We start from the raw sequence: 26,388 nt of genomic DNA, 5'->3' as shown, positions 1-26,388 counted from the left end.
CTCTTTCTCCATGGTTTGCGTGGAACGTTCAGCGTGCAAGCGTGACGCGTCGAACGCGACGCCTCAGTGATGCTCATCCAGGGGTTCGACCTCGACGGTCAGGCCATCGATGCCCGCCACCCGCACCCTCTGGCCCTTGACCAGCGGCTGGTCGCTGCGGGCGTTCCAGCGCTCGCCCATCAGGCGCACGTGGCCGCTGCCCTCGAAGTCCTCGAGGACCCGGGCCTCGCTGCCGACAAGCTCCTCCTGCCCGCCCTTGGCCGGGCGCCGGCGCAGGCTGACGAAGCGGGTCATCACCCACAGCATCAGGACCGCGGCCAGCAGGGCGATGCCACCGATCATCGGCAGCGAGATACTCAGGTTGTCTGCGTCCATCAGAATCACCGATCCGATCACGAAGGCGACGATGCCGCCCATTCCCAATATGCCGAAGCTGGGCATCAGCGCCTCGCCCACCATCAGCGCCAGGCCGACCAGGATCAGCGCCAGGCCGGCGTAGTTGACCGGCAGCACCTGGAAGGCAAAGAGCGCCAGCAGCAGGCAGATGATGCCGATGGTGCCCGGCACCAGGCTGCCCGGATTGGAGAGCTCGAAGATCAGCCCGTAGAAGCCGATGATCATCAGGAAGTAGGCGACGTTGGGGTTGGTGATCACCGAGAGCAGCTGGGTGCGCCAGTCGGGATCGAAGCGCTCGATGACGAGCTCCGCGGTCGCAAGGGTCAGTTCGCCACGCTCCATCACCACCGTGCGACCGTCGATCTGCGCGAGCAGGTCCTCGATGTCGCTGGCCACCACGTCGATGACATTCTTCTCCAGCGCCTCCCGGGAGGTGAGGTTGACCGCCTCGCGTACCGCCTCCTCGGCCCAGTCGGTGTTGCGGCCGTGGCGCTCGGCCAGGCCGCGGATGTAGTAGACGGCGTCCTCGAGCACCTTGCGCTCCATGGCGGTCTCGCCGCGGCGCGGGCCATCGGCGGCGCGGCTGCGCTCCTCGGCCTCCTCGTCGGTGGCCGCCGCATCGGGCACGGCATCCCCCTCGGCGGTCTCGTCGCCGGCCACGTCGCTGTCGCCCGACGCGGCCTCTGCCTCGCCGTTCGCCTCGGTCTCCTGCTCGGGCTCCTCGGCACGCGCCCCACCCCGGGTGCCGCTGCGCTCGTCGTCATCGTCATCGTCGCCGCCGATCCCCGGGAATCCGCCGCCCATCTGCACCGGCGTGGCCGAGCCCAGGTGGGTGGAGGGCGCCATGGCCGCCACGTGGCTGCCGTAGAGCAGGTAGGTACCGGCGCTGGCCGCCCGGGCGCCGCTCGGCGATACATAGATGGCCACCGGCACCGGCGAGGTGAGCATGGCGCGGATCATGTCGCGCATGGAGGCGTCGAGGCCGCCGGGGGTGTCCATCTGCACCACCACGATCTCGGCATTGCCCTCGGCGGCCCGGCGCAGGCCACGCTGGAAGTAATCGCTGGTGGCGGGGCCGATGGCCCCTTCGACGGTCATCACCAGCGCCGTGCGCTCGCTCTGCTGGGCCTGGACCACCGACTGGAAGACGGCCAGCGCAATGCCCAACGCCAGGCACAGGAAGCTGAAGAAGAGGAGGCGTCGCCCGACCAGGGCGGCATGAACTCGGCTCATGGTGATCCTTCCTGCGCGACCCATACAGTGAATGTGAGTACCGGCACGGTGCTTGGTTCAGAATGGATTAAGTTGACACTGATATCAGCGTAGCAGCCCGGGCCGTGCTGCATGAAAACGAAAGCGCCGCGGGGCCCCCCCGCGGCGCTCTCATTGATGGCTGTAGTTTGCGATGACTGTAGTTTGCGATGACTGTTGTTTGCGATGACTGTCGTTTGCTGATCAGGCACGCACGGCTTGGACGGCACCCTCGCGCACCAGCTCGTCGGTGACGCGGTCCACGGCGCGGCGGGCGCGGGCGACGATCTCGTCCACCTCGTCGCGGGTGGTGACCAGCGGCGGCGCGAAGCCCAGGATATCGCCCTGGGGCATGGCGCGGGCGATCAGGTTCTCCTCCAGGGCCGCGGCGGCGATGCGCGGGCCCACCTTGAGGGCCGGGTCGAAGTGCTTGCGCTGCTCGGGGTCCACGGAGAACTCCAGCGCCGCCAGCATGCCCACGCCGCGCACGTTGCCGACGATCGGGTGGTCGCCGAAGGCGGTGGCCATGGCCTGCTGCAGGTAGGCGCCGGTATCACGGGCGTTCCCGGTCAGATCCTCGCGCTCGATGATCGCCAGGTTGGCCAGTGCGGCGGCACAGCCCAGGGCGTGGCCCGAGTAGGTCCAGCCGTGGCCGATGGGGCCGTACTGGCCGGTGCCCTGCTCCAGCACCGCCCAGACGCGGTCGCCGACGATGACGCCGGAGAGCGGCTGGTAGGCGCTGGTCAGGCCCTTGGCGACGGTGATCAGGTCGGGCTTGATGCCGTAGAAGTGGCTGCCGAAGTCGGCGCCGATACGCCCGAAGCCGCATACCACCTCGTCGGCGATCAGCAGCACGTCGTACTTGACCAGCACCGCCTGGATCGCCTCCCAATAGCCCTCGGGAGGCGGCACGATGCCGCCGGTGCCGAGCACCGGCTCGCCGATGAAGGCGGCCACGGTCTCGGGCCCTTCGGCCAGGATCATCGCCTCGAGCTTCTGCGCGCAGTAGGTGGAGAACTCGCGCTCGGTCATGCCCTGCTGCTCGGCGGCACGGTGGTAGTAGTAGGGCGCCTCGGTGTGCAGGATGCCCTCTAAGGGCAGGTCGAACTGGTCGTGGAACGCCTTGAGGCCAGTCAGCGAGCCGGTGGCCAGGCCCGAGCCGTGGTAGCCGCGCATGCGCGAGATCACCTTTTTTTTCAGCGGGCGACCCAGCACGTTGTTGTAGTAGCGCACGATCTTGAGCTGGGTCTCGTTGGCATCAGAGCCGCCGAGGCCGTAATAGACCTTGGACATGCCGGGGCCGGCGAGCGCGATGATCTTCTCGGAAAGAGCGATCTGCGGCTCGTTGGAGTGGCCTACGTAGGTGTGGTAGTAGGAGAGCTCCAGGGCCTGCTGATAGATCGCCTCGGCCACCTCGGTGCGGCCATAGCCGATGTTGACGCAGTAGAGGCCGGCGAAGGCATCGATGAACTCGCGGCCATCCTTGTCGCGGATATGGATGCCCTTGCCGCCGGTGATCACGCGGCCCGGCGCATCGCCCTGGGCGAAATCGCGCAGGTGGGTGGAGGCGTGGAAGGTCACCTTGCGGTCGCGATCGATCAGGTCCTGGTGCTGCTGGCTCATGGCTTTCCTCTAGTCATATCAGGCTCCCCGGCGTCCCGCCGGGGAGGATGGTCATCTAATTCGTTTGCCGGTATTGCAACATCTCGCGATGCCCGAGGACGAAACCCTGAGGCTTCGCTTGCGGCCTGCGCGTCGAACCGGAACAAGGTCCCTCTTGCCGGTTCTCGATCGACATCCCTGTCGATCGCCGCGCGCCGCTGCACTCGACTCAGCGTCCTCGGGTAGATATCGCTCGATATCGCATCCCGGCAAGGGTTCAGTCCTAGCTGCCCGAGACAGAGCCCAGGGCGCCGAGGCAGTAATACTTGGTCTCGAGATACTCGTCGATGCCGGTGGTGCCGCCCTCGCGGCCGAGGCCGGACTGCTTGACGCCGCCGAAGGGCACGGGCGGGCCGGTCATCTTCACCGAGTTGACCGACACCATGCCGAACTCCAGCGCCCGCAGGAACTTCCAGATGCGGCGGATATCGTGGGTGTAGACGTAGGCGGCGAGACCGTACTGGGTGTCGTTGGCCAGGGCAATGGCCTCGTCATCATCGGCATAGGCCATTACGCCGGCAATGGGAGCGAAGCTCTCCTCCTGCCACAGGCGCATGTCGCGGGTCAGCCCGGTCAGCAGCACCGGCATGAAGAAGTTCTCGCCGGGGGCGGCGCTCTGGTCGCCGGCCACCAGGGTGGCCCCCTTGGAAAGGGCGTCGTCGACGATGCCGGCGGCCTTCTCCACTGCCTGGCGGTGGATCAGCGGCCCCAGGTCGACCTCGCTCTCCAGGCCGTTGCCCAGAGTGAGGGCGGCCATGCGCTCGGCGAAGTGGGCGACGAACTCGTCATGGATCGACTCGTGGACCAGGATGCGGTCCGCGGCCAGGCAGTCCTGCCCCGAGGTCTGGAACTTGGCGGCCACGGCGGCGAAGGCGGCCTCCTTCGGGTCCATGTCCGGGCCGACGACGAAGGGGGCATCACCGCCCAGCTCCAGGGAGACCCGCTTGACGGTGCCGGCGCTCTGCTCGAGCAGCAAGCGGCCGACCCGGGTGGAGCCGGTAAAGGAGAGCGCCCGCACCCGTGGCTCGGCGCAGAGGATCTGCGAGACCTCGGCAGGCTCGCCCAGCACCACGTTGAAGATGCCCGCCGGGATGCCGGCACGTTCGGCCAGCTCAGCCAGGGCCAGCGCCGAGAAGGGGGTCTCGCCGGCCGGTTTGACGATCACCGGGCAGCCGGCGGCCAGCGCCGCGGCGGCCTTGCGGGTGATCATCGCCAGCGGGAAGTTCCAGGGGGTGATCAAGGCGGCGATGCCCACCGGCTCCTTGATCGTGCCCAGGGCGGCGTTGGGAATATGGCTGGGAATAGTCTCGCCGAAGGTGCGCTTGCCCTCCTCGGCGAACCAGCGCACGAAGCTGGCGCCATACTCCACCTCGCCGCGGGCGTCCGGCAGCGGCTTGCCCTGCTCCATGGTCATGATGGTGGCCAGGTCCTCGCGGTTGGCCAGGAGCAGGTCGTACCAGGCCAGCAGGCGCTCGCAGCGCTCGTCGGCGCGCAGCGCCCGCCAGTGCACGAAGGCGGCCTCGGCGGCGTCCACCGCGGCGCGGATCTGATGCGCCTCGAGCCAGGGAATGTACCCCAGGGCCTCGCCGGTGGCCGGGTCGAAGACGGCCTCCTCGCGGCCGCCCTCGCCGTGGGTCCACTGACCGTTGACGTAGGCGTGCTGACGAAACAGACGCGGATCGTCGAGCATGGTGGACAAAGTCCTGGACAGCTTCATGTTCATGCGGCACCTCCCTGACGCGCCGACCGGATTGGCCTTGTGGGTTGATGTTGCCCAGCGGCCGGCGTGAAGAAACGGACGAGCCGCCTGGCGTAATCCCTCCAGGGCGGCTCGATGGGTTCATGGTAAGGGAGATGAGCGGCGGGGACTTTTCGTTGGGCGGCGGGGAAGATGCGCTTTTTTTTTGTCCGCCGCCGCCCGACAGGAGGATTTTCTGCGCGACCGGTCAACCCGCCTCGGGGTTGGCCAGCGCCGCCTCGGTGAACACCAGCAGGCCAAGTTCCGGCCGATAGCCGTGGATCTCGGTGACGTCCAGGGCCTGCAGGAAGTGGAGGATCTCCTCGCTGACCACCTGGCCCGGCACCAGCACCGGGAAGCCCGGCGGATAGGGGATCACGAAGCTCGCCGAGACCGCGTCGCGGCCCGCACGCATCTCGGCCTGCAGCTCACCGTTGTCGAAGCGCAGGTATTCGGTGTTCTCCTCGTCATAGGCCAGGAAGTAGGCGCGGCGGATATCGCCCTGGGGCGTCTCGCTGCACTGGCGGAAGGCGTCATGGAAGCGGCTGAAGTCGGGCAGCGGCGGCAGCTCCTCGGTCAGCGAGCGCACCCGGTTCTCGATGATCCGACGCTCCGGGCGGCTGCTCTCCTCCCAGCGGGCCTCGAACTCCTTGGCCAGCTTGATCAGCACGTCGAGCAGGTAGGCGATGGAGCCCCGGGTGGTGCCGATATTGGTCATGAACAGCACGGTGTTGCGGGAGGTCTTGTTGATCTGGATGCCGTACTTGTTCATCAGGTACTCGTTCTTGAAGGCATCGCCGTCGACGCCGGTGGCGCCGATGGCGATGGTCACCCGGCTGGGGTCGACCACGAACTCGTCGCGGGCCCAGGCCTCCTCCATCTTGTTCCAGCCGGTCACCGGGTCGTAGAAGGACTCCACCCCGGATTCGCGGTATTCCGCCGGCACCAGGTCGCCGTTCTTGAGCACCCGGAAGTACTTCTGCAGCAGCGGGTGGTGGTAGAGCTGCTCGCGCAGCGACAGCGCCGCCTCCACCTGGGCATGCACCAGCTCGAAGCCCTCCATCTCGGCCTGCATCCGGCCCACGTCCAGAGAGGCGATGATCTGGTAGTTGGGCGAGGTCGAGGTATGGGTTATGTAGGCCTCGTGGAACGGCGCCTCGACCTTCTGGCGATAGTCCTGGTCCCAGACATGGATCATCGAGCCCTGGCGCAGCGAGGTCAGGGTCTTGTGGGTGGAGTGGGTGGCATAGGTGCGGATGCGCACGAGGTCGGGGTCGGGCAGCAGCAGCTGCTCCAGCCAGGTGGCATCGTCGTCCGGGTCGAGCGCCTCGAACTCGGCCTTCCAGGCCGCGTACTCCTCGCGGTAGGCCTCGCTGCGGTAGCGGTCGCGCAGGGTGCGGGCGGCATGCATGGCGGTGCGCGGGCGGTAGGTGGGGTTGAAGCCGGCGAAGGCGAACCACGCCTCATCCCAGAGGAACACCAGGTCTGGCTTGATCGCCAAGCACTCCTCCATCACCCGGCGCACGTTGTAGACCACGCCGTCGAAGGTGCAGTTGGTCAGCAGCAGCATCTTGACCCGGTGGAGCTCGCCGGCGCGCTTGTAGGCCAGCAGGGTCTTCTTGATCTCCTTGAGCGGCACGGCGCCGTACATGGAGTAGTCGTTGAGCGGATAGGAGTCCAGATAGCTGACGTGGGCCCCGGCCAGCACCATGCCGTAGTGGTGCGACTTGTGGCAGTCGCGGTCGATCAGCACGATGTCCCGCGGCTTGACCAGCGCCTGCACCACGATCTTGTTGGCGGTGGAGGTGCCGTTGGTGACGAAGAAGCTCTGCCGGGCGCCAAAGGCGCGGGCGGCGTACTCCTGGGCCTTCTTGATGGGGCCGTAGGGCTGCAGCAGGGAGTCGAGCCCGCCGGAGGTGGCCGAGGTCTCGGCGAGGAAGATGTTGATGCCGTAGAAGTCGATCATGTGCCCCGCCCAGTGCGAGCGGGTCACCGACTTGCCCCGCGAGATGGGCATGGCGTGGAAGACCCCGGTGGGCTTCCTGCTGTACTCGCGCAGGGCATCGAAGAAGGGGGTGCGGTAGCGGTTGTCGATGGCACGCAGGATGGTGTGGTGCTGCTCGATGTAGTCGGTCTCGCGATAGAAGATGCGGTTGAAGTGTCGGATGTCGCGGCTCGCCGTGGCCTCCACGTCGCCGCTGGTGACCAGGAACTGGTCGATCTCCGGGCGCAGCTCATGGATCATGCCGCTGAGCAGGATGCTGCGCTCCGCCTCGGACTGGTGCTCCAGGGCCTGCTCGGAGAGCCCCTCCAGGTAGTTGCGCAGCGCACTGAGGTTGTACTTCGACTTGTAGGGAAACTCGTAGCGGATCAGGCAGGCCTGGATGTTGGGATTGACCAGCACCGCGATCAAGGCGTCCTCGAAGCTTCTCACCGTCACCACATCGTAGACGAAGCGATCCTCGGGGCGGCGCATGTTGCGGAACGCCTCGCGCACCACCTCCTCCTCCTGGGCCGACAGGTTGTCGACGATCAGCAGCTCGAAGTAGGGCTGGGCCGCGCTGTTGGAGGCCGGATGCCCGCGGCGCAGCTGGGCCAGGGCATCCAGGGTCTCCATGTCCTCGGCATCGGCGTCGGTCTCGCTGAGGTCCACGTGGCGGCGCCGGTAGGACTCGCTGATCAGCGCCCGCACCAGGCGCTTGACCACCTTCTCCAACAGCAGGTACTCCTCGCGATCGAACAGCGACCAGAGGTGGCGGAAGTCCTCCTTGGAGGGGAAGGCATGGTAGTCCTCGATGATCTCGAGGCGGGTCAGCTTGACGTCGATCGCCTTGACCAGGTTGCGGGCCTGCGCCTCGTCGGCCAGCCGATTGAGCTGGCCGAGGTCGCGCTTGAGCGCGTTCCAGGTATCGGCCCGTAGCTGAGAGATCTTGTGGTAGAAGCCCAGCGCGGTATAGGGCGTTTCTGTTTGGCTGCTCTCTTGCATGGCGACACCCTTCTCTGGTGATTGTCGTTGTCGATATCGATCAGCTGCCGAACCTCTCCCGCACGCCGTAGCGCACGGTGATCGCCTCCTCGGGGAAATGATCGAAGCCGAGGTCCAGGTCGAGGCCGGGCCAGCGGTAGCGCACCCGCCCCTCCCCGGGGCGGTAGAAGGCCGAATAGATGGTGCCCAGCCCGCGGCGATAGTCGTGGCGGAACAGCGGTGGTGCCGAGAAGGCCGCCTCCAGGCGCGCCTCGCTGGTGGCCTCGTCATCCACCAGGATGGAGAGCTGCCCCTCGCGGATCAGCGTCTCCGAGGCCAGCGCGTGGGCGTACCACTCGATGCGCTTCTGGTGGTTGGTGGCCACCGGCACCCGGCGGATGCTGGCCCGGCGGTCGGGGCCGATCATCGCCGTGACGTAGCGCCCGGCAGCGTCGGCCACGGTGATGTTGTAGGCCATATGGGTGGGCACCCGCGCCAGCACCTCGGCGGCCTCGGGCACGCTGTCGCAGAACTCCAGCAGGTAGCGCAGGATCACCGGCGCCCCGAACCCCTCGCCCACCGCCTTGCGCCCGCCGAAGGCCAGCGACACGGCGAGCCCACGGTCGTTCATGCCGTCGAGCACGCCCCACAGGCAGTCGCTCATGGCGATCACGCCGCGACCGTTCCAGCGGGTATAGAGGATCGACCCCTCGCAGAGCTCCGGCGGGTAGTCGTAGTTGCGGGCCAGCAGGGTGGCGCCGGGGCGGGCCAGCACCGCCTGGGAGCAGCCGGTGATGTAGGGCGGCGGCTGGTAGAGGCTCAGGAAGCGCGAGGCCAGGTCGCCGCCGCCGGCCAGGTCGCACAGCGTCCGGTAGGTATCCAGCAGCTCCGGCATATGGCGGCGCAGGGCGTTGAGGCAGGCCAGGTACCCCGGTCGCTCGCGCTCGCCCTCCGCCAGGTACCAGGCCCCGTAGGCGGACCAGTGCGCATCGAAGAGCGAGCGCCACTTGGGGCCCGGCGCCGCCTCGTGCAGGGTGCGAAAGACCAGCGTCTTGTCGTCCATCGTTGCGGACGCCGACCCTCGCGGGCCGGCCCCCTCCCCCTTCACAGGATCTTGAAGTTGCCGCCGCCCACGGCGTGGCTGACGGCGACCTGCTCCACCACGGGATCCTGCAGCGACTGGCCGGCGTACTGGCCGCGGATGCCGTCGATCCAGGCCTTCGCCCGCTCGTTGAGCTGGAAGTTGTCATCCATCAGCCGGCCGCGGGTGATCAGGATGCCGAGGTCTGCTCCCTCATAGCGGAAGTCGCCGGCACCGCTGATGCGCAGGAAGAAGCCCTCCTGCTCGTTCTCGGCGGCATGGGGGTGATAGCTGTAGTGGTCGTAGGCGATGCTGCCGTCCTCGGCCATCTTCCACACCCCGGTGCGCGGCGCGCCGGTCAGCAGGTCGACGCTCTCGTCGGTGTGCTTTATCACCAGCTGGCTCCAGCTGTCGACGCTGTCCGGGTGCGCCCAGCGCTCGTTGATCTCGTTGATGTCGAGGTCGAACTCGACGTCGGAGAACTCCAGCAGGTGGAAGAGGAACAGCGGGATGTCGGAGTGGGCGAAGGCCGCCACGTTGGTCAGCGAACTCGCCCCGGTGACCCGCGGGTTGAGCTCGCCCAGGTAGACCTCGCCGCTGTCCATGTCGATCAGGAAGTCGAGCTCGAAGTAGCCGCGGTAGCCCTCCTCGCGCAGCGCCTCGCCGAACTTGAAGGTGTACTCACGAGCCTTGTCGCGAATCTCCTGGGTGAAGGCGCCGGCGAACATCTCGTTGCCGCACCAGCCCCCCTTGTAGGGGGTCAGGGTCTTGAAGCCGACCAGCTCGGTCATCAGCGGCCCCACCACGGTGCCGCAGCGGGTGGCACAGGCCTCGATGGCCGAGCCGCGGCAGTTGATCCGCTTCATGATCTTGACCTCGGCCTCGGCCTCGATCTCCTCGGCGTGCTTGTAGTAGTCGTCCTCGCTGGCGATGAAGAAGGTGGTGTGGCCGGAATCGCCGAAGGCGGTCTGCACCACCAGGTCGGAGCCGAGTTCCCGGCTCACCTCGCAGAGCTCCTGGTAGCTGCCCACCCGGGCCAACACATTGGGCACGCTGGGCACGCCGGCCTTGTTGCCGATGCGCACCGTCTCGATCTTGTTGTCCATCCGCGAGCGCAGCGCCGCCGGCGGGAAGGCCACCTTGAGCCCCAGCTGCTGGCACACCTCCTCGGTGTGCTCGTCGAACATCAAAAAGGCGGCGGTGCCGGCATGCTCGCCGTCGGCCCTCGACTGGATGAAGTCGATGACCTCCTTGTGCTCCAGCAGGTAGTTGTTGATGTCCTCGATGCTCTCGAAGTCGCGGGGAAACTTCTCCTTCGGCACGAAGACGTTGCGCTGCTGGCCGTCGAAGCAGTCGATGTAGTTGATATGGCGGAAGTTGCCCACCCAGTCGCCGATGCCGAGCAGATTGAAGTTGGTGGCCGAGATGAAGTAGATCGGCTCCTTGTTGTTGCGAAAGTGGCGGCGGACATCGGCAATGCTGGTGATCTTGTTCATTGTTGTCGCTCCAACGATGGCGGATGAGGGGGCGTCAGCCGCTCTCGCGGCGGGCGAGGGGGAGTCCCGGCGGCCGAGCAGTCGGCACAGGGTGCGCTTCAGGGACTCCAGCATGATGGTCTCCTTGCGGGTCAGGGGGCTGCGGATCAGTACTCCTCGACGTCGGCGCGCAGCGGCTTCTGCAGCGGGCCCAGGGTATCGAGGAAGGGCGAGGAGCCGGTCTCGCTGCGATAGAGCGAGAAGTCGACGCTGCGGTCGCGGAAGCTCTTGAGGGGCTGGCCGAGGCCGCGCAGGCCGGTCTCGCGCTCGCGGCGTACCCGGTTGAGGTCCACCTCGATGGGCATCACCTCCTCGCCGGTGCCGGCCTGGTGGATGACGTCGCCGGAGGGGCCCACCACGATGGAACGCCCGTTGCCGATGGCGCCGGCGCCGTTGATGTCGAAGAAGTAGCACTGGTTGACCGCTGCGTTGGTGCGCGCGATGGAGAGCTCGATGTCGCGGTCGATGGTATCGGTCATGGTCGGGTGGAGGATCACCTCGGCCCCCATGGCGGCCAGGGTCCGGGTGGTCTCGGGGAACCACATGTCGTAGCAGATCGAGACCCCGAAGCGCGCCACGTGGGGCACGTCGAACACCACAAACTCGCTGCCGCTCTCCACCCCCGCCTCGTAGGGCAGGAAGGGGAACATCTTGCGGTAGCGGGCCACGACCTGGCCGTGGGGGTTGATCACCGAGAGGGTGTTGAAGATCCCGTGCTCGGTCTTCTCGAACATGGAGCCCGGGATCAGCCAGATGCGGTGCTGCTCGGCGAGCTGGCAGAAGAACTGCTCGGCATGGCTGGGCATCGGCTGGGCGTGGTGGGGCGAGGCCCCCATGGGCATCAGCTCGCTGAACAGGACCATCTGGACCTGGGGGAAGCGGCTCATCAGCACGTCGACCCGGTGGCGCATGGCTTCGGTGTTGTCGCCGTGATGCAGGGCATGCATCTGCACACCGGCAATCGTGAAGTAGGACATGGCAGTCTCTCTGCGTCAGGCGATCTCGTCTCTATCCGGGGCGGAGTCAGCCATGACCGGCACCTGGAAAGCGTGCCGGAAGGACCGCCCGGCGTGGCTAAGCCTATGCTCACACACTTACACAAGCATATGCCACAGGCTTCGCCGGAGAATCAACGCTGGACTCGCGCAGGGCGGGTCAGCCAGCGGGGGAGACGGGGGTCAGGGGGAGAAGTCGTCGCGGGAGAAGCCCGGTTCGGGCCGCTTGACCGTCTTGGTGACGATGTAGGTGAAGTAGCGCTCGATGCCGGCCTCGCCGGTCAGCCAGGCATCGATCAGGCGCTGGTAGGCGTCGATGGAATCGGCCTCGACCTTGATCAGATAGTCGACGCCGCCCCCCACCCCCACGCACTCGGTGACCTCGGGGGTGGCCTGCACCAGCGCCTCGAAGCGGGCGAAGCTCTCGGCGTTGTGGGCCTTGAGCTCGATCTGCACCCACACCGGGGTGCGCTTGACCAGCGCGGTACCATTGATGCGGGCGCTGTAGCCTTCGATGATGCCGGCCTTCTCCAGCCGGCGCACCCGCTCCCAGCAGGGGGTGACCGAGAGGTTGATCGCCTCGGCCAGCTTGGACTTGGTGATGCGGCCATCCCGGGAGAGGATCTCGAGGATCTTCAGGTCGTAGCGGTCCAGTTTCATCGTGATTCCGGCACCCTCAACCCAGCGAGTCGACGACATCGGCGATCACCGCGATGGTGTCACCCATGTTGACCAGCGCCGGATGACGGCGTGCCGCCAGCACCCCGCTGCGCCCGGCGCGGTACTCCACCGGGGCGGTGCCGCTGCGGGTCATGTCATAGACCCGGGCCACCACCTCGCCCTTCTCGACCCGCTCGCCCAGGGCGAAGCAGAGCTCCAGCACGCCGGAATGTTCGCTCTGCACGTAGCAGCTGGCATCGGGCATGTCGAGGTAGACCTGGGGCTCGGCGGGCATCTCCACCTCGCCTTCCAGCAGGCCGTAGTGGATCAGGAAGTTGCGCACGCCGCGCTCGGTGATCGCCATGCTCTCCGGGGTGGAGGTGCCGCCGCCGCCGAGCTCGGTGGCCACGAAGATCTTGCCCTGGCTCTCCACCGCGGTGTCGAAGAGGGCCGCGGCGTCGAGCTCGAACATCATCATGGCGTAGGGGGCGCCGAACGCCTTGGCGCCCTCCAGCGCCTGGCGCTGCTGCTCGGGGTCGTCGAGCACGTGGGAGGCGCCGAAGGGGATGATGTCCAGGGTGCGCCCACCGGAGTGCAGGTCGAGCACCACGTCGCACATCGGCACCATCACCCGGGTGAAGTAGTCGGCGATCTTCTCGGTCACGGTGCCGTCGGGGTCGCCGGGGAAGCTGCGGTTGAGGTTGCCGCCGTCGAGCCCGGAGGTGCGCTTGCCGGCCATCACCGCCGGGGTGTTCATGCAGGGCACGATGATCACCCGGCCGGTGACCTCCTCGGCCTTGAGCTGGCCCGACAGCTTGAGCAGCGAGGTGATCCCCTCGTACTCGTCGCCGTGGTTGCCGCCGGTGAGCAGGGCCGTGGGGCCCTCGCCGTTCTTCACCACGGTGACCGGGATCATCACTGCCCCCCAGGCGGAGTCGTCCACCGAGATGGGTAGCTTGAGGAAGCCGTGCTGGACGCCGTCGGCGTCGAAATCGACGGTGGCGCTGATCGGGCTGGGACGCTTGGTCATTGTTGATACTCCTTGTTCTGATGTGACATGGGCGCCATGGCCTCGTGCCACTCGGGGCTGATCTGGCGGCAGATCTACGAGGGGGCGCTGTGAACCCATCCCTGGGGGCTACCGATGCCATCCCTGGCATAGGACCCCCTCTATGATCTGCCCCCAGCGCCCCTCGCGATTCGATGTAGTTAACTCAGCTTGAGCCCGTTCAGCGCACGAACAGCTGGCGCGGGAAGTCGGCCAGGGTCTCGCAGCCGGTCTCGGTGATCAGGATGCTCTCGGTGATCTCCAGGCCCCACTCGTCCTCCCACAGGCCCGGCATGAAGTGGAAGGTCATGCCCGGCTGCAGGATGGTCTCGTCCGAGGGGCGCAGGCTCATGGTGCGCTCGCCCCAGTCCGGCGGGTAGCTGATGCCGATGGGGTAGCCGCAGCGGGCGCCGCCGCGGTCGAAGCCATACTTGTCCATGGCCGCGCCCAGCGCCATGGCGATGTCCGCGGTGCGGTTGCCGGGCCTGGCCACGGCCAGGCCGTTCTCGATGCCCTCGAGCAGCGCCGACTCGGCGCGCACGAACTCCGCCGGCGGCTTGCCCAGGAACACCGTGCGCGACATCGGCGCATGGTAGCGCTTGTAGACCCCGGCGATCTCGAAGAAGGTGCCCTCCCCCTCGCGGAACGGGGTGTCGTCCCAGGTGAGGTGGGGGGCGGCGGCATCCTTGCCGGTGGGCAGCATCGGCACGATGGCCGGGTAGTCGCCGCCGAAGACCTTGCCATTGGCGTCCGTCCAGCCCTCGATGCCCACCCGGTAGATCTCGGAGACCAGCTTGCTCTTGGGCAGGCCGGGCTCGATCACCTCGAGGATCCGCGAGTGCATGCCCTCGACGATCTTCGCCGCCACGCGCATGTACTCGATCTCCTGCGGCGACTTGATGGCACGGCACCAGTTGACCAGGGAGTTGGCGTCCATGAAGCGGGCGTGGGGCAGCTCCCGCAGCAGGCTCTGGTAGGCCTTGGCGGAAAAGTAGTAGTTGTCCATCTCCATGCCGACCACCCCCTGGTGCCAGCCGCGATCGGGCATGATCGACTGGGCCAGGTAGTCCATGGGGTGCATGTCGGGGTTCTGGACGTAGTAGTCCGGGTAGTAGGTGATGTTTTCCGGATCGATCCAACAGGTGCGCAGCGCCCCGTTGGCGTCCATGCGCCGGCCGTACCAGACCGGCTCGCCCTCCAGCCCCAGCAGCACGCACTGGTGCACATAGAACGACCAGCCGTCATAGCCGGTGAGCCAGGCCATGTTGGAGGGGTCGCTGATGATCAGCACGTCGATGCCGCGGCTGGCCATCTCGGCACGCACCTTCCATAGCCGGCTGGCGTACTCCTCGCGGGTGAAGGGCAGGTTTACCTGGGTCATTAGGCCACTCGCCAAAGCAACATCAAGAAAATCGGCCCTCTCGATGAGGAGAAGGCCGGCCAGGGTCACGGTCACCGACGGATGCCTGGACGGGTCGCGAACCGGTCGGTGGCACGAGGCAGTGGGGTTGACCCCTCTGGGTGGAGGTTACTGCCAACCCACGGTAGGCGGTCAAGCATTTCCGCTTCAGGTGTCACCCTTGTTCACAACGTCGCCGGCTTCCATGATGAACGCAACCCCTGTGCAAGGAGAGACCATGAAGGTACTGGTGCATATCGACGATGCCGAGCAGTGGCGAGACGCCCTGGCCGAACGGCTGCCCGAGGCCGAGGTGATCACCAGCGCGGCGCCGCCGGCGCAGCGCCGCCAGGCCGACTATCTGGCGGTGTGGAAGCCGCCGGAGGCACTGCTGCGCGAGCCCGAGGCCCTCAGGGGCATCGTCAACCTGGGAGCCGGGGTGGACGCCCTGCTCAACAACCCCGGGCTTCCCGAGGGGGTCCCGATCGTCAAGCTGCGCGACGCCGGCATGGCGGAGCTGATCGGCGACTACGTGCGCTACGGGATCCTCCACTTCCAGCGCGACTTCGACCGCTACCGCCGCCAGCAGCACGCCCGGGCGTGGCGCGAGCACGCGGTGGTGGACAAGGCCGACTGGCCGGTGGGGGTGCTGGGGCTCGGCGCCATCGGCGCGAAGGTGGCCGCCATGGTGGCCGCCGACGGCTTCCCGGTGCACGGCTGGAGCCGCTCGCCCAAGCGTCTCGAAGGCATCACCTGCCACCACGGCGATGCCGGTCTCGACGAGCTGCTCGGCCGGGTCAACACCCTGGTGCTGCTGCTGCCGGACACCCCCGCGACGCGCCATATCATCGACGCCCGCGCCCTCGCCCGGCTGCCCGAGAGGGCCAGCCTGATCAACCCCGGACGCGGTACCCTGATCGACGAGGCCGCGCTGCTCGCCGCCCTGGGGCCGAGCGACGACCCCGCAAGCGTGGGGCGGCTGCGCGGCGCCCTGCTCGACGCCTTCCCCGAGGAGCCGCTGCCCGAGGCGAGCCCGCTCTGGACCCACCCACGGGCCTGGATCACCCCGCACATGGCCGGCCCCACGCCGCTGGGCGCGGCGCTGGACCAGGTGGCCGAGGCGCTGCGCGCCTTCGAGGCCGGCACGCCCCAGGCGACGGTGGACCCCGCGGCCGGCTACTGACGCCGCTACACGAAGGGCGGTGAAGGCCCTACCCTGAGAAGAGAGGTGCCACCTTCAGGGGAGAGGCAGATGATGAGCATGAGCTTGGAGTACGGCCCCGGCGACGCGCTGCTCGTCGTGGACCTGCAGAACGACTTCTGCGAGGGGGGCGCCCTGGCCGTGGCCGGCGGTGCCGCCTTGGTGCCGGGCATCAACGCCGAGATCGCCGCCGCTCGGGCCGCGGACGCCCTGGTGGTGGCCAGCCGTGACTGGCACCCCGTCGACCATGTGAGCTTCGCCCATCGCGGCGGCCCCTGGCCGGTGCACTGCGTGCAGGACACCGACGGTGCCGCCTTCCACCCCGATCTGGCGCTGGACGCCGCCACCATCCGCGTCAGCAAGGCCACCGCCTTCGACGCGGACGCCTACTCCGCCTTCGACGGCACCGGCCTCGCCGGCTACCTGCGCAGCCGCGGCATCGAGCGCGTGTTCGTCTGCGGCCTGGCGCTGGACGTCTGCGTCCGGGCCACCGCACTGGACGCCCGCCGCGAGGGCTTCACCACCCGGCTGCTCGGTCCGCTGTGCGCCGCGGTGGTCCCCGAGGCTGCCGAGGAGACCCTGGGGGCGCTGCGCGATGCCGGGGTGGAGGTGGTGGCGGAGCGGGTGCCATGACGCCGGTGCCCTATGCGGTCGCCGACGACGACCTGGCCCTGCTCACCGACCTCTACCAGCTCACCATGCTGCAGGCCTACTGGGCCGAAGGGATGGAGGCCCGCGCCACCTTCAGCCTCTTCTTTCGCAGGCTGCCGGCGACTCGCCGCTTCATGCTCGCCTGCGGCCAGCAACATGCGGCCGAGCTGGCCACCCGGCTGCGCTTCGGTGAGTCACAGCTGGCCCGCCTGGCCGGCACCGGGCTGTTCGACGCGGACTTCCTCGACTGGCTCGGCCGGTGGCGCTTTCGCGGCGACATCCGGGCGCTGCCCGAGGGGACCCCGGTGTTCGGCAACGAGCCCCTGCTGGAGGTGGAGGCCCCCATCGCCGAGGCCCAGCTGCTCGAGAGCCTGCTCATGAACCTGGTGCAGCTGGAGACGGTGCTCGCCTCCAAGGCGGTCCGCCTGGTGATCGCGGCCCGGGGCCGGCCGGTGGTGGACTTCGGCCTGCGCCGCATGCACGGCATCGACGCCGCGGTGCGCGGCGTGCGCGCCTACCGCACGGCGGGGCTCGAGGGGACCAGCAACGTGCTGGGCGGGCTGCGTCACGGCATGGCGCTGCGCGGCACCATGGCCCACAGCTATATCCTGGCCCACGACGACGAGCGCGAGGCCTTTCGCGCCTTCGCCCGCCACTATCCCGGCACCACCCTGCTGGTGGACACCCACGACACCCTCGAGGGGGTACGCCGGGTCATCGCGCTGCTGCGCGAGGAGCCCGCGCTTGCGGTGAAGGCGATCCGCCTCGACTCCGGCGACCTCGGCGAGCTGGCCAGGGGCGCCCGGGCGCTGCTCGACGCGGCGGGCCATGGCGAGGTGAAGATCGTGGCCAGCAGTGGCCTGGACGAGGGGCAGATCGCCGCGCTGATCGACGCCGGCGCGCCCATCGATATCTTCGGGGTGGGCACCGAGATGGGGGTCTCCGCCGACGCCCCGGTAATCGACCTCTCCTACAAGCTGGTGGCGTACGCCGGCACCCCGCGGGTGAAGCACTCCCCCGGCAAGATCAACCTGCCCGGGGGCAAGCAGCTCTATCGCCGCCTGGGCGCCGACGGCCGCTACGCCGGCGACATCATCGCCCTGCGCGACGAAGCAGGCATCGACGGCGAACCGCTGCTGCGCCCGCTGGTGGTGGATGGCCGGGTGGTCGCCGAGGAGATGGCACTGGCCGAGGGCGCCCGGGAGCGGGTGCGGGAAGCCCTCACGGCGCTGCCCGCCCCCCTCCTCGAGCTCGCCCCGGGCGAAAGCGACTACCCGGTGACGCTAAGCCCGGGGCTCGCGGCGCTCAGCCGCCGGCTGTGAGGCCGGACGAGGCGCCACGATGAAAGCCGCGGCCTGAATATGCAAGAACCCCGCATGCCGGAACCCTAGCCCGCCGCGGGGGTCCACTGCACTGCCTTCGCCCAGCGAGACCCTGTGATGCACCTGAGACGCCTGCTGCCCGTCCTGCTCCTCTGCCTGCCCCTTGCCACCGCGGCGGCGGAGGCGCCGGCCGCCCCCTCCCCCAGCTACCGCAAGGCGGAGCCGGCCGTCGAGAACGCCGCACGGGTGGTCCCCCAGCCCTTCGCCGCCCGCTACCGTCTGGAGGTGAGCGGCTGGCCCAGCACCAGCGTCGAGCACCGGCTCTCCCGGGACGGTGGCTCCTGGCACAGCGAGATGAGCGCCGCCATCGCCGTGGCGCGGGGGGAGGAGCGCAGCCGCTTCATGATCAAGGACCAGGGGGTGCGTTCTCTCCAGTACATCAGCGGCTACTCCCTGCTGGGGCTGGGCGGCGACTACCGCCTCGCCCCGGACGACCTGGCCGTGCTTCCCGACCGCCAGGCCGCCCTCTTCGAGCTCTCCCGCCGGGTGATCGACGGCACCTGCCGGGATAGCTGTGACATCCGCTACCAGAACCACCGCGGCCGGGAGGAGCGCATGGCGTACCAGGTGCTGGGTCCCGAGAGCCTGAGCCTGCCCGCCGGAGAGTTCGAGGCCCTGGCGGTCGAGGTCACCGAACCCGACAAGCCGGAACGCCACCTGGTGTTCCACTTCCACCCCGAGGTCCCCGGCCTGATGCTGGCCGTGGAGTACCACCGCGACGGCGAGCGCCGAAGCCGCCTCTCCCTCTCCCGCCTCTCCCTCGGCGAGTGATGCCCAGCCCCGCAAGAGCCTGCTAGAGTAGCGGGTTTTCCGTCGCCGCCTTGGCGACAGCACAGGGAAGGGACTCTCGATGCTGACAGGTCTGGTGATCGTGCTGCTGCCGCTGGTGCTGGGCTATCTGGTACCGGTGCGCCGCGCCGGCCTGATGGCGCTGATCAACCGTGGAGTCAACGCCTCCGTCTACGTGATCCTGCTGCTGATGGGGGTGAGTCTGGCCGGACTCGACGACCTCGCCGGCCAGCTCTCGCGCATGGGGGGCGAGGCACTGGTGCTGTTTGCCGTGATCAGCGCCTGCAACCTGGCGGGGCTCTGGTGGCTCTCCGGGCGCCTCGGCCTCGCCACCGACCCCTCCCGGGTGGTGCCCGGCGCCCCGCTGAGCAAGCTCGCCGCCATGGCCGGCTCCCTGGCGCTGGTGGCCGTGGTGGTGCTCGGCGTCGGGCTGGGGCTGGCGGGCCGCGCCCTCCCCGGGCTCCACGACGGCGCCGAGACCCTCGCCGAATGGGTGCTCTACGCCCTGCTGGTGCTGATCGGCTGCCAGCTGCGCAACTCCGGCATGCCGCTGCGCCAGATCCTGCTCAACCGCCACGGCCTGGCCATCGCCCTGGTGCTGGCGGCCACCTCGCTGGCCGGCGGCCTGCTCGCCGCACCGCTGCTGGACCTGCACGCCAGCGAAGGCCTGGCGCTGGCCGCCGGCTTCGGCTGGTACTCCCTCTCCGGCATCCTGGTGGGTGATGCCCTGGGCCCGGCCATGGGCGGCGTGGCCTTCTTCAACGACCTGGCCCGTGAACTCCTCGCTTTCGTACTGATCCCCCTGGTGATCCGCCGCCATGCGGCCCTGGCCATCGGCTACGGCGGCGCCACCTCCATGGACTTCACGCTGCCGGTGATCCAGCAGCACGGCGGTGTGACCTGCGTGCCGGTGGCGGTGGTCTCGGGCTTTATCCTCTCGCTGCTTTCGCCGCCGCTGCTGCTGTTCTTCCTCTCCCTCTGAGGCGCTCCCGCCGCCACCGGCTTGCATATCGCTTGCACATTTCCTGACCATTGGCTGCATCGCCGCGCGCGATGCTCTTCGCTCCCCTTCCCTGCCCGAGTCGCCCATGAACCGCCCGCCCCACCCCTCCCAGGCACGTCCTCACCGCCAGCGCGGGCGCTTCGGCCTCGGCGCCCTGGTCGCCCTGCTGGTGCTGGCCGGCGGGCTCGCCATGGCCTGGTGGCTGATGAGCCAGCCGCCACGGGTGGAGCGCCGCCCCGCCCCGGCGCCCGTCCCGCCGCTGGTGGAGGCCATCAGCGTGATGCCGCGTGCCGCCGCCCCGGCGCTGCACGGCTTCGGTCGGGTCGTGGCAGAGCGCGAGTCGCGGCTGGCGAGCCGGGTGGCCGGCCGCCTGGAGGCCTTCGCCCCCGGGGTGGTACCGGGCCGCGTGGTAGAGGCCGGTGCCCCCCTCGCCCACCTGGACGACGCCGACCTCGGCCTGGCCCTGCGCGAGGCCGAGGCCGCCCTGGCCCAGGCCGAGGCGGCACTGGCCATGGAGCAGGGGGAACAGCAGCGCGCCCGGGCCGAGTACCAGAGCTTCGGCCGCGAACTGCCCGCGGAGCGGCGCGCCCTGGTGCTGCGCGAGCCCCAGCTGAGAAGCGCCCAGGCCGACGTGGAGCGCGCCCGGGCCGCCCGCGACCGGGCCCGGCTGGATCTCGCGCGCGCCACCCTCACCGCCCCCTGGGCCGGCATGGTCCAGGCGCGCCTGCTCGGCGAGGGGAGCGAGGTGGGCAGCGGTACCGAACTCCTCCACCTGGTGGACGTGTCGCGCTTCTGGGTGCAGGCGTCCTTGCCGGGCGAGGCGCTGGCCTGGCTGGTGCCTGCCTCCGAGGAGGCCTCGGGCAGCGCCGTGACCCTGACCAGCCGCGGCTGGCCCGCCGGCAGCGAGCGCGAGGGCGAGCTGCTCTCGGTGCTGCCGGCCCTGGAGGAGAACGGCCTGCAGGTCCAGCTGCTGGTCGCGGTGGAGGACCCCCTGGCGCTGGCCGAGGCGCAGCGCGGCGCGCCGGCGCTGCGTCTCGGCGACGTGGTGCGCCTGGAGTTCCAGGCAGGCGAGCGCGAGGACCTGATCGCGCTTCCCGCCGCGGCCCTGCGCCCCGGCGACGAGGTATGGGTGCTGGACGAGGAGGAGCGCCTGCGCCGCCGCCCGGTGAGCGTGCTGCATCGCGATGACCATCAGGTGCTGGTGGCCGAAGGCCTCGAGACAGGCGAGCGGGTGATCACCTCGCCGCTGGGCCAGCCCCGGGAGGGCATGGCGCTGCGCACCGCCGCCAGCAGCGCCGAGCGACCGGCCGGCGCCGCGCCGGCGGAGCCCCGCCCATGATGCGCCGCGGCCCCATCGCCTGGATGGTCCACCACGGGGTGGCCCCCAACCTGCTGATGCTGCTGCTGATCATCGGCGGGCTGATGGCCTCCACCACCATCAAGAAGGAGGTCTTCCCCGACTTCGAGCTGGAGATCATCACCGTCGCCATCGGCTATCCCGGTGCCACCCCCGAGGAGGTGGAGCGCAGCCTGCTGCTGCCCCTGGAGGCAGCACTGGCCAACGTGGACGGCATCGACGAGCTCACCGCCACCGCCAATGAGGGCGCCGGCCGCGTCTCCGCCAGCCTGGTGGAGGGGGTGGAGGTGATGCGGGTCTACCAGGAGATCCAGCAGGCGGTGGGCGCCATCACCAGTCTGCCATCTGCCGCCGACCCGGCCCGCTTCGGCCTGGCGGGGCGCTCGCGCAGCGTGATGAGTCTGCAGTTGCATGGCTGGGTGGACGACCAACTACTCCACGACGTGGCCGAGGAGGTGCGCGCCGAACTGCAGGCGTCCCCAGGCATCGCCCGGGTGGAGCTCTCCGGCAACCGAGAGCGCGAGATCCAGGTGCTGCTCGACGAGGAGGCGATGCAGCGCCACGGCCTCGACCACCGCCAGCTGGCCAACCGCATCGGCGACGAAGCCCTGGACCTGGCCGGCGGCCGCCTGACCACCGGCGAGGGAGAGTGGCTGATCCGCTACCAGGGACGCCGCGACGAGGCCCGGGAGTTCGCCGAGCTGCCGATCCTCGGCACCCCCGACGGCGGCCAGCTGCGCCTGGGCGAGATCGCCCGGGTCGAACGCGGCTTCGCCGAGACCGACCGCGAGGTGCTCTACAACGGCGCGCCGAGCCTGACCCTGGACGTCTACCAGGTCGGCGGCCAGACGCCGATCGGCATCTCGGACGCCGTGCATGCCCAGCTCGAGCGGCTTCAGGCGGACCTGCCGGAGGGGGTGAGCCTCACCATCTCCCGGGACAGCTCCGAGGTCTATCGCGACCGCCTCGACCTGCTGCTCAAGAACGCCTTCCTGGGCCTGGCGCTGGTGCTGGTGCTGCTGGGCCTGTTCCTGGAGGCGCGGCTGGCCTTCTGGGTCACCCTCGGCATTCCCACCGCCTTCCTCGGCGCCCTGCTCTTCCTGCCCTGGTTCGGGGTGTCGCTGAACATGATGTCGATGTTTGCCTTCATCATCGCGCTGGGCATCGTGGTGGACGACGCCATCATGGTGGGCGAGAACATCCACAGCTACCGGGAGCAGGGCCACTCCCTGCGCGAGGCGGCGGTGCGCGGCGCCCGGGAGATGGCGGTGCCGATCAGCTTCGCCATCCTCTCCAACATCGTCGCCTTCCTGCCGCTGCTCTTCCTGCCCGGCTTCCTGGGCATGATCTTCGCCGTGGTGCCGCTGGTGGTGATCACGGTGTTCCTGGCCTCCTGGCTGGAGGCGCTGTTCATCCTGCCGGCCCACCTGGCCCATCGCGCCGGCGGCCGCGAGGCGCCGGCTTGGCGGCGTCCCCTCGACCGGGTGCGCAAGGCCCTGCAGGCCTGGCTGTCTCGCGTCACCCAGCAGCGTTTTTCCCCCTTCCTCGAGCGCTGCCTGGACCAGCGGCTGCTGACCGTGAGCCTCGCCGTGGCGTTGCTGGCGGTGGCCCTGGCCTGGGCCATGAGCGGGCGGCTCGGCTTCTCGCTGATGCCCCGGGTGGAATCTCACCGGGTCCAGGCCACGGTGACCCTGCCGGTGGGCAGCCCCATCGCCGACGACCGCGCCATCCGCGACCGCCTGCTGGCCGCCGCAGAGGCCTTGGCCGCTCGCGACGACGGCCCCGCCTTTACCGCCAACCGCGCCCAGATCGACGGTGACCGGCTCAGCGTGCAGCTGACCCTGGAGCGCGCGAGCCTCGACGCCTGGCCCCCCTCCCGGGTCGCCCGGGAGTGGCGCGAGCTGGCCGGCGAGTTCAGCGGCGCCCAGGCGGTGCGCTTCGAGTCCGACGTGGGCGGCCCCGGCGCCGGGGCCGGCCTGACCCTGCGCCTCTCGCACCCCGACAGCCGTGCGCTGGAGGGTGCCGCCACGCGGCTCGCCGAGGCGCTGGGTGAGTTCGAGGGGATCACCGACATCGACAGCGGCCTGGCCGACGGCAAGCCCCAGCTGGAGATTCGCCTCTCGCCGGAGGGGCGCGCCCTGGGCCTTACCGGCGGCGACCTGGCCGGCCAGCTGCGCGCGCCCCTGCAGGGCATCACGGCGCTCGAGCAGTTCATCGGCCGCCACGAGATCAGCGTCGAGGTGCGCCTGCCCGCGGAGGCGCGCCAGAGCCTCGCCGACCTCTACCGGCTGCCGATCCGCACCCCGGACGGGCGCCAGGTGCCGCTGGCCCGGGTCGCCGAGATCGAGCTGGGCCGGGCCGCCACCACCCTGCAGCGCATCGACGGCCGGCGCATCATCAACGTCACCGCCGATGCCGCCGGCGATGAGCGCATCAATCAGGTGCTGGGCACCCTGGAGGCCGACGTCTTCCCCGCCCTGAGGGCCGGCTGGCCGGGGCTCGAGATCTCCCCGGGCGGGCGCCAGCAGGAGACCGCCGACAACGTCTCGGCACTCACCAAGGCCTCCTGGCTGACCCTGATCGCCCTCTATGCCCTGCTGGCGATTCCCTTCCGCAGCTACCTGCAGCCGCTGCTGGTGCTGGCCGCCATTCCCTTCGGCATCATCGGCGCGGTGGCCGGCCATATGATCATGGGCTTCGGCCTCTCGGTGGTCAGCCTGATGGGCATGCTGGCGCTCTCCGGGGTGGTGATCAACGATGCCCTGGTGCTGATCGACTACGCCAACCGCCGGCGCCGCGAGGGCATGGGCGCCCGGGAGGCGATCGTCGCCGCCGCCACCCGGCGCCTGCGCCCGATCATGATGACCACCCTGACCACCTTCCTGGGGCTCGCGCCGATGATCTTCGAGACCTCGCGCCAGGCCCGCTTCATCATTCCCATGGCGATCTCGCTGGGCTTCGGCATGCTCTTCGCCACCGTTATCCTGCTGCTGCTGGTGCCTTGCCTCTACCTGATGCTGGAGGGGGTGCGCGCGCGCGTTTAGGGCCGCAGCCCCCAACCCGAGGAGGCCTCCCCATGAGCCTGCGTCTGCCCCGGCCCGCCGTCTCCCGGCTGGGCGTCAAGCTGTTCGTGGTGATCCTGTCGGTCAATGTGGCCATCTCGGGTCTGGTGTTCCTGGGCATCTCGCGCAGCCTCGACCGCGGCTTCATCGAGTACCTGGACACCACCCAGGCCAACCGCGCCGAGACCCTGGCCGAGGGGCTCGGCGAGGAGTGGGCGAGCCGCGGCGGCGACTGGCAATGGCTGCGCGCCTCGCCCTCGGCCTGGCATCGGCTGGTGCGCCAGCAGCTGTGGCCCGGGGCCGGCATGCCGCCCCAGGGCATCGAGCGCCGCCTGGGCGACCCCAAGGACTTCGTACTCCACGACGCCTCGGGCCTGCCGGTGATCGGCCTGCCACCGGACGACGAGGAGGAGGCCGCCACCCTGCGCTGGCTGCCGATCCTCCACGAGGGGGAGCGGGTCGGCACCCTGGGCTATCGCCCCCCGGAGCAGCTGATGGCGCGCATGGACCATATCTTCCTCTCCCGCCAGCAGCGCAACCTGGCGATCATCATCGGCTCCCTGGGGGTCGCCTCGCTGCTGCTGGCCGGCGGGCTCTCCTGGTGGCTGGGGCGGCGCACCCGCAGCATGGCACTCGCCACCCGCCGCCTCACCGAGGGCGACTACAGCATCCGCCTGCCGGAGAGCGGCCAGGACGAGCTGTCGCGGCTCTCCCGGGACTTCAACGTGCTGGCCGCCACCCTGGAGGCGAGCCGCGAGGCGCGCAGCCGCTGGGTCTCCGACATCGCCCACGAGCTGCGCACGCCGCTCGCCGTGCTGCGCGGCGAGATCGAGGCGATGCAGGATGGCATCCGCCGCCTCGACCAGGACAGCCTGCACTCCCTGGCCCAGGAGGTGGGCCAGCTCGAGCGACTGGTGACCGACCTGCGGCTGCTCTCCCAGAGCGACGCCGGCGCCCTGAAAGTGCTGCTCGCGCCGCTGGACCTGGCCGAGAGCCTCGCCGACCGACTCGACGAGGCCGAGGGCTGGCTCACCGACAGCGGCATCACCCTGGAGACCCGCATCCAGGCCGAGGCCTGGATGCGCGGCGACGTCCAGCGCCTGCGCCAGCTGTGGAACAACCTGCTCGACAACACCTGCGCCTATACCCGGGCCCCGGGCCGGCTGCGGGTCACCCTCGACGCCACCCCCCGGGGCATCCGGCTCACCTGGGAGGACAGCGCCCCCGGGGTGCCCGAGGGCGAGCTTGCCCGGCTCACCGAGCGTCTCTACCGGGTTGAGGGCTCGCGCAATCGCGCCAGCGGCGGTAGCGGCCTTGGACTCTCTATCGCCGCGGCCCTGGTCAAGGCCCACGGCGGCGAGATGCACCCCTCGTCCTCGCCGCTGGGTGGGTTATGCTGGACGCTCACCTTTCCACCGCTCGATGACGACCGCATCAGGGAGGAGATCGCATGACATCAAGGGAACACGAGGGACAGCAGGTCCTGATCGTCGAGGATGAACCCAAGATCGCCCGGCTGGTGGCCGACTACCTGGCCGGCAGCGGCTTCGCCACCCACCACCTGGATCACGGCGACGCCGTGCTGCCGTGGCTGGCCGAGGCGCGTCAGGGGGGGCAGGGGCCCGCGCTGGTGCTGCTCGACCTGATGCTGCCCGGCACCGATGGCCTGACCCTGTGCCGCGAGATCCGCCAGCGCTGGCCTGCGCTGCCGGTGATCATGCTCACCGCCCGGGTCGAGGAGGTGGACCGCCTGCTGGGGCTCGAGCTGGGCGCCGACGACTATATCTGCAAACCCTTCAGCCCCCGGGAGGTGGTGGCCCGGGTCAAGGCGGTGCTGCGCCGCAGCCAGGGCAACGACGGCGCCGAGCAGGCCGCGGGCAGCGACCTGCTCCTCGACGAGGAGGGCTGGCGGGCGCTGGCCGACGGCCAGGACCTGGCCCTCACCGCCGTGGAGTTCCAGCTGCTCAAGGTGATGATGCACGCCCCGGGACGGATCTTCTCCCGGGACCAGCTGATGGACCACATGTACCGTGACCACCGCATCGTCTCCGAGCGCACCGTGGACAGCCACGTCAAGAAGCTGCGCCGCAAGATCAGCGAGGTGTGGCCGGAACGCGAGGTGATCCGCTCGGTCTACGGGGTGGGCTACAAGTACCAGCCCGAGGAGTGAGCATGCACCACCTTTGCACGCTCGCTGCACCGACCTTGCACCG

At 69.4% G+C, this 26,388-nt stretch carries 19 protein-coding genes; 9 read left to right on the top strand and 10 right to left on the bottom strand.

Features of this window, described 5'->3' with window-relative positions:
- Positions 1 to 63 precede the first annotated feature (63 nt).
- The 10 genes from B6N23_RS13855 to doeA all read right to left on the bottom strand — a co-directional run bounded on the left by B6N23_RS13855 (position 64) and on the right by doeA (position 14,712).
- A complete protein-coding gene (locus B6N23_RS13855) occupies positions 64 to 1,629 on the bottom strand; it encodes an NfeD family protein (RefSeq protein ID WP_305499941.1) in 1,566 nt (521 codons plus the stop codon).
- Positions 1,630 to 1,851: 222 nt separating this feature from the next.
- The gene (locus tag B6N23_RS13850; protein ID WP_305499938.1) at positions 1,852 to 3,270 is read right to left on the bottom strand and encodes an aminotransferase; all 1,419 of its coding nucleotides are present in this window, start codon (positions 3,268 to 3,270) and stop codon (positions 1,852 to 1,854) included.
- A 262-nt stretch (positions 3,271 to 3,532) separates the two neighbouring features.
- Positions 3,533 to 5,032 carry an NAD-dependent succinate-semialdehyde dehydrogenase gene (locus B6N23_RS13845; protein WP_305499936.1) on the bottom strand — a complete coding sequence of 500 codons (1,500 nt, stop codon included), beginning with the start codon at positions 5,030 to 5,032 and terminating at the stop codon, positions 3,533 to 3,535.
- 223 nt (positions 5,033 to 5,255) lie between these two features.
- Positions 5,256 to 8,033 carry an aminotransferase class I/II-fold pyridoxal phosphate-dependent enzyme gene (locus B6N23_RS13840; RefSeq protein WP_305499934.1) on the bottom strand — a complete coding sequence of 926 codons (2,778 nt, stop codon included), beginning with the start codon at positions 8,031 to 8,033 and terminating at the stop codon, positions 5,256 to 5,258.
- A 40-nt stretch (positions 8,034 to 8,073) separates the two neighbouring features.
- The gene (locus tag B6N23_RS13835; protein WP_305499931.1) at positions 8,074 to 9,075 is read right to left on the bottom strand and encodes a C45 family autoproteolytic acyltransferase/hydrolase; all 1,002 of its coding nucleotides are present in this window, start codon (positions 9,073 to 9,075) and stop codon (positions 8,074 to 8,076) included.
- Between the two features lie 41 nt (positions 9,076 to 9,116).
- Positions 9,117 to 10,703 (bottom strand): biotin carboxylase, encoded by a 1,587-nt coding sequence (locus tag B6N23_RS13830; protein WP_305499929.1) that lies wholly within the window; start codon positions 10,701 to 10,703, stop codon positions 9,117 to 9,119.
- A gap of 32 nt (positions 10,704 to 10,735) precedes the next feature.
- Complete coding sequence (locus tag B6N23_RS13825) at positions 10,736 to 11,605, bottom strand: carbon-nitrogen hydrolase family protein (RefSeq protein ID WP_169959088.1); 870 nt, start codon at positions 11,603 to 11,605, stop codon at positions 10,736 to 10,738.
- Positions 11,606 to 11,806: 201 nt separating this feature from the next.
- Complete coding sequence (locus tag B6N23_RS13820) at positions 11,807 to 12,283, bottom strand: Lrp/AsnC family transcriptional regulator (RefSeq protein ID WP_305499926.1); 477 nt, start codon at positions 12,281 to 12,283, stop codon at positions 11,807 to 11,809.
- 16 nt (positions 12,284 to 12,299) lie between these two features.
- Positions 12,300 to 13,313, bottom strand: coding sequence for a N(2)-acetyl-L-2,4-diaminobutanoate deacetylase DoeB (gene doeB / locus B6N23_RS13815; RefSeq protein WP_305499924.1), 1,014 nt, complete (start codon positions 13,311 to 13,313; stop codon positions 12,300 to 12,302).
- Between the two features lie 199 nt (positions 13,314 to 13,512).
- Positions 13,513 to 14,712, bottom strand: coding sequence for an ectoine hydrolase DoeA (gene doeA / locus B6N23_RS13810; protein WP_305499916.1), 1,200 nt, complete (start codon positions 14,710 to 14,712; stop codon positions 13,513 to 13,515).
- A gap of 256 nt (positions 14,713 to 14,968) precedes the next feature.
- Between doeA and B6N23_RS13805 the strand changes: the two genes are divergently transcribed.
- The 9 genes from B6N23_RS13805 (at position 14,969) to B6N23_RS13765 (ending at position 26,345) form a co-directional block, all read left to right on the top strand.
- Positions 14,969 to 15,913 carry a 2-hydroxyacid dehydrogenase gene (locus B6N23_RS13805; protein WP_305499914.1) on the top strand — a complete coding sequence of 315 codons (945 nt, stop codon included), beginning with the start codon at positions 14,969 to 14,971 and terminating at the stop codon, positions 15,911 to 15,913.
- A gap of 69 nt (positions 15,914 to 15,982) precedes the next feature.
- Positions 15,983 to 16,564, top strand: coding sequence for an isochorismatase family protein (locus B6N23_RS13800; protein WP_305499912.1), 582 nt, complete (start codon positions 15,983 to 15,985; stop codon positions 16,562 to 16,564).
- A complete protein-coding gene (locus B6N23_RS13795) occupies positions 16,561 to 17,904 on the top strand; it encodes a nicotinate phosphoribosyltransferase (RefSeq protein ID WP_305499910.1) in 1,344 nt (447 codons plus the stop codon). The genes B6N23_RS13800 and B6N23_RS13795 overlap by 4 nt, the downstream gene beginning before the upstream one ends.
- A 117-nt stretch (positions 17,905 to 18,021) precedes the next feature.
- Positions 18,022 to 18,735, top strand: coding sequence for a hypothetical protein (locus tag B6N23_RS13790; protein ID WP_305499908.1), 714 nt, complete (start codon positions 18,022 to 18,024; stop codon positions 18,733 to 18,735).
- Between the two features lie 79 nt (positions 18,736 to 18,814).
- Positions 18,815 to 19,735: a LysO family transporter gene (locus B6N23_RS13785; protein WP_305499905.1), complete on the top strand. Its 921-nt coding sequence runs from the start codon at positions 18,815 to 18,817 to the stop codon at positions 19,733 to 19,735.
- A gap of 106 nt (positions 19,736 to 19,841) precedes the next feature.
- Positions 19,842 to 21,095, top strand: a complete 1,254-nt coding sequence (locus tag B6N23_RS13780; protein ID WP_305499903.1) for an efflux RND transporter periplasmic adaptor subunit — start codon at positions 19,842 to 19,844, stop codon at positions 21,093 to 21,095.
- Positions 21,092 to 24,157, top strand: coding sequence for an efflux RND transporter permease subunit (locus B6N23_RS13775; protein WP_305499901.1), 3,066 nt, complete (start codon positions 21,092 to 21,094; stop codon positions 24,155 to 24,157). The genes B6N23_RS13780 and B6N23_RS13775 overlap by 4 nt, the downstream gene beginning before the upstream one ends.
- A 32-nt stretch (positions 24,158 to 24,189) precedes the next feature.
- The gene (locus tag B6N23_RS13770; protein WP_305499899.1) at positions 24,190 to 25,629 is read left to right on the top strand and encodes an ATP-binding protein; all 1,440 of its coding nucleotides are present in this window, start codon (positions 24,190 to 24,192) and stop codon (positions 25,627 to 25,629) included.
- Positions 25,626 to 26,345 (top strand): response regulator, encoded by a 720-nt coding sequence (locus B6N23_RS13765; protein WP_305499897.1) that lies wholly within the window; start codon positions 25,626 to 25,628, stop codon positions 26,343 to 26,345. Before B6N23_RS13770 ends, B6N23_RS13765 begins: the two co-directional genes overlap by 4 nt.
- Positions 26,346 to 26,388 lie beyond the last annotated feature (43 nt).

The sequence above is a fragment of the Halomonas alkalicola genome, assembly GCF_030704205.1.
In the GTDB taxonomy this organism is placed as follows: Bacteria; Pseudomonadota; Gammaproteobacteria; order Pseudomonadales; family Halomonadaceae; genus Halomonas; species Halomonas alkalicola.
Note: the sequence above shows the minus strand (reverse complement) of the source record. Positions and strands in the feature narration are given on the sequence as shown.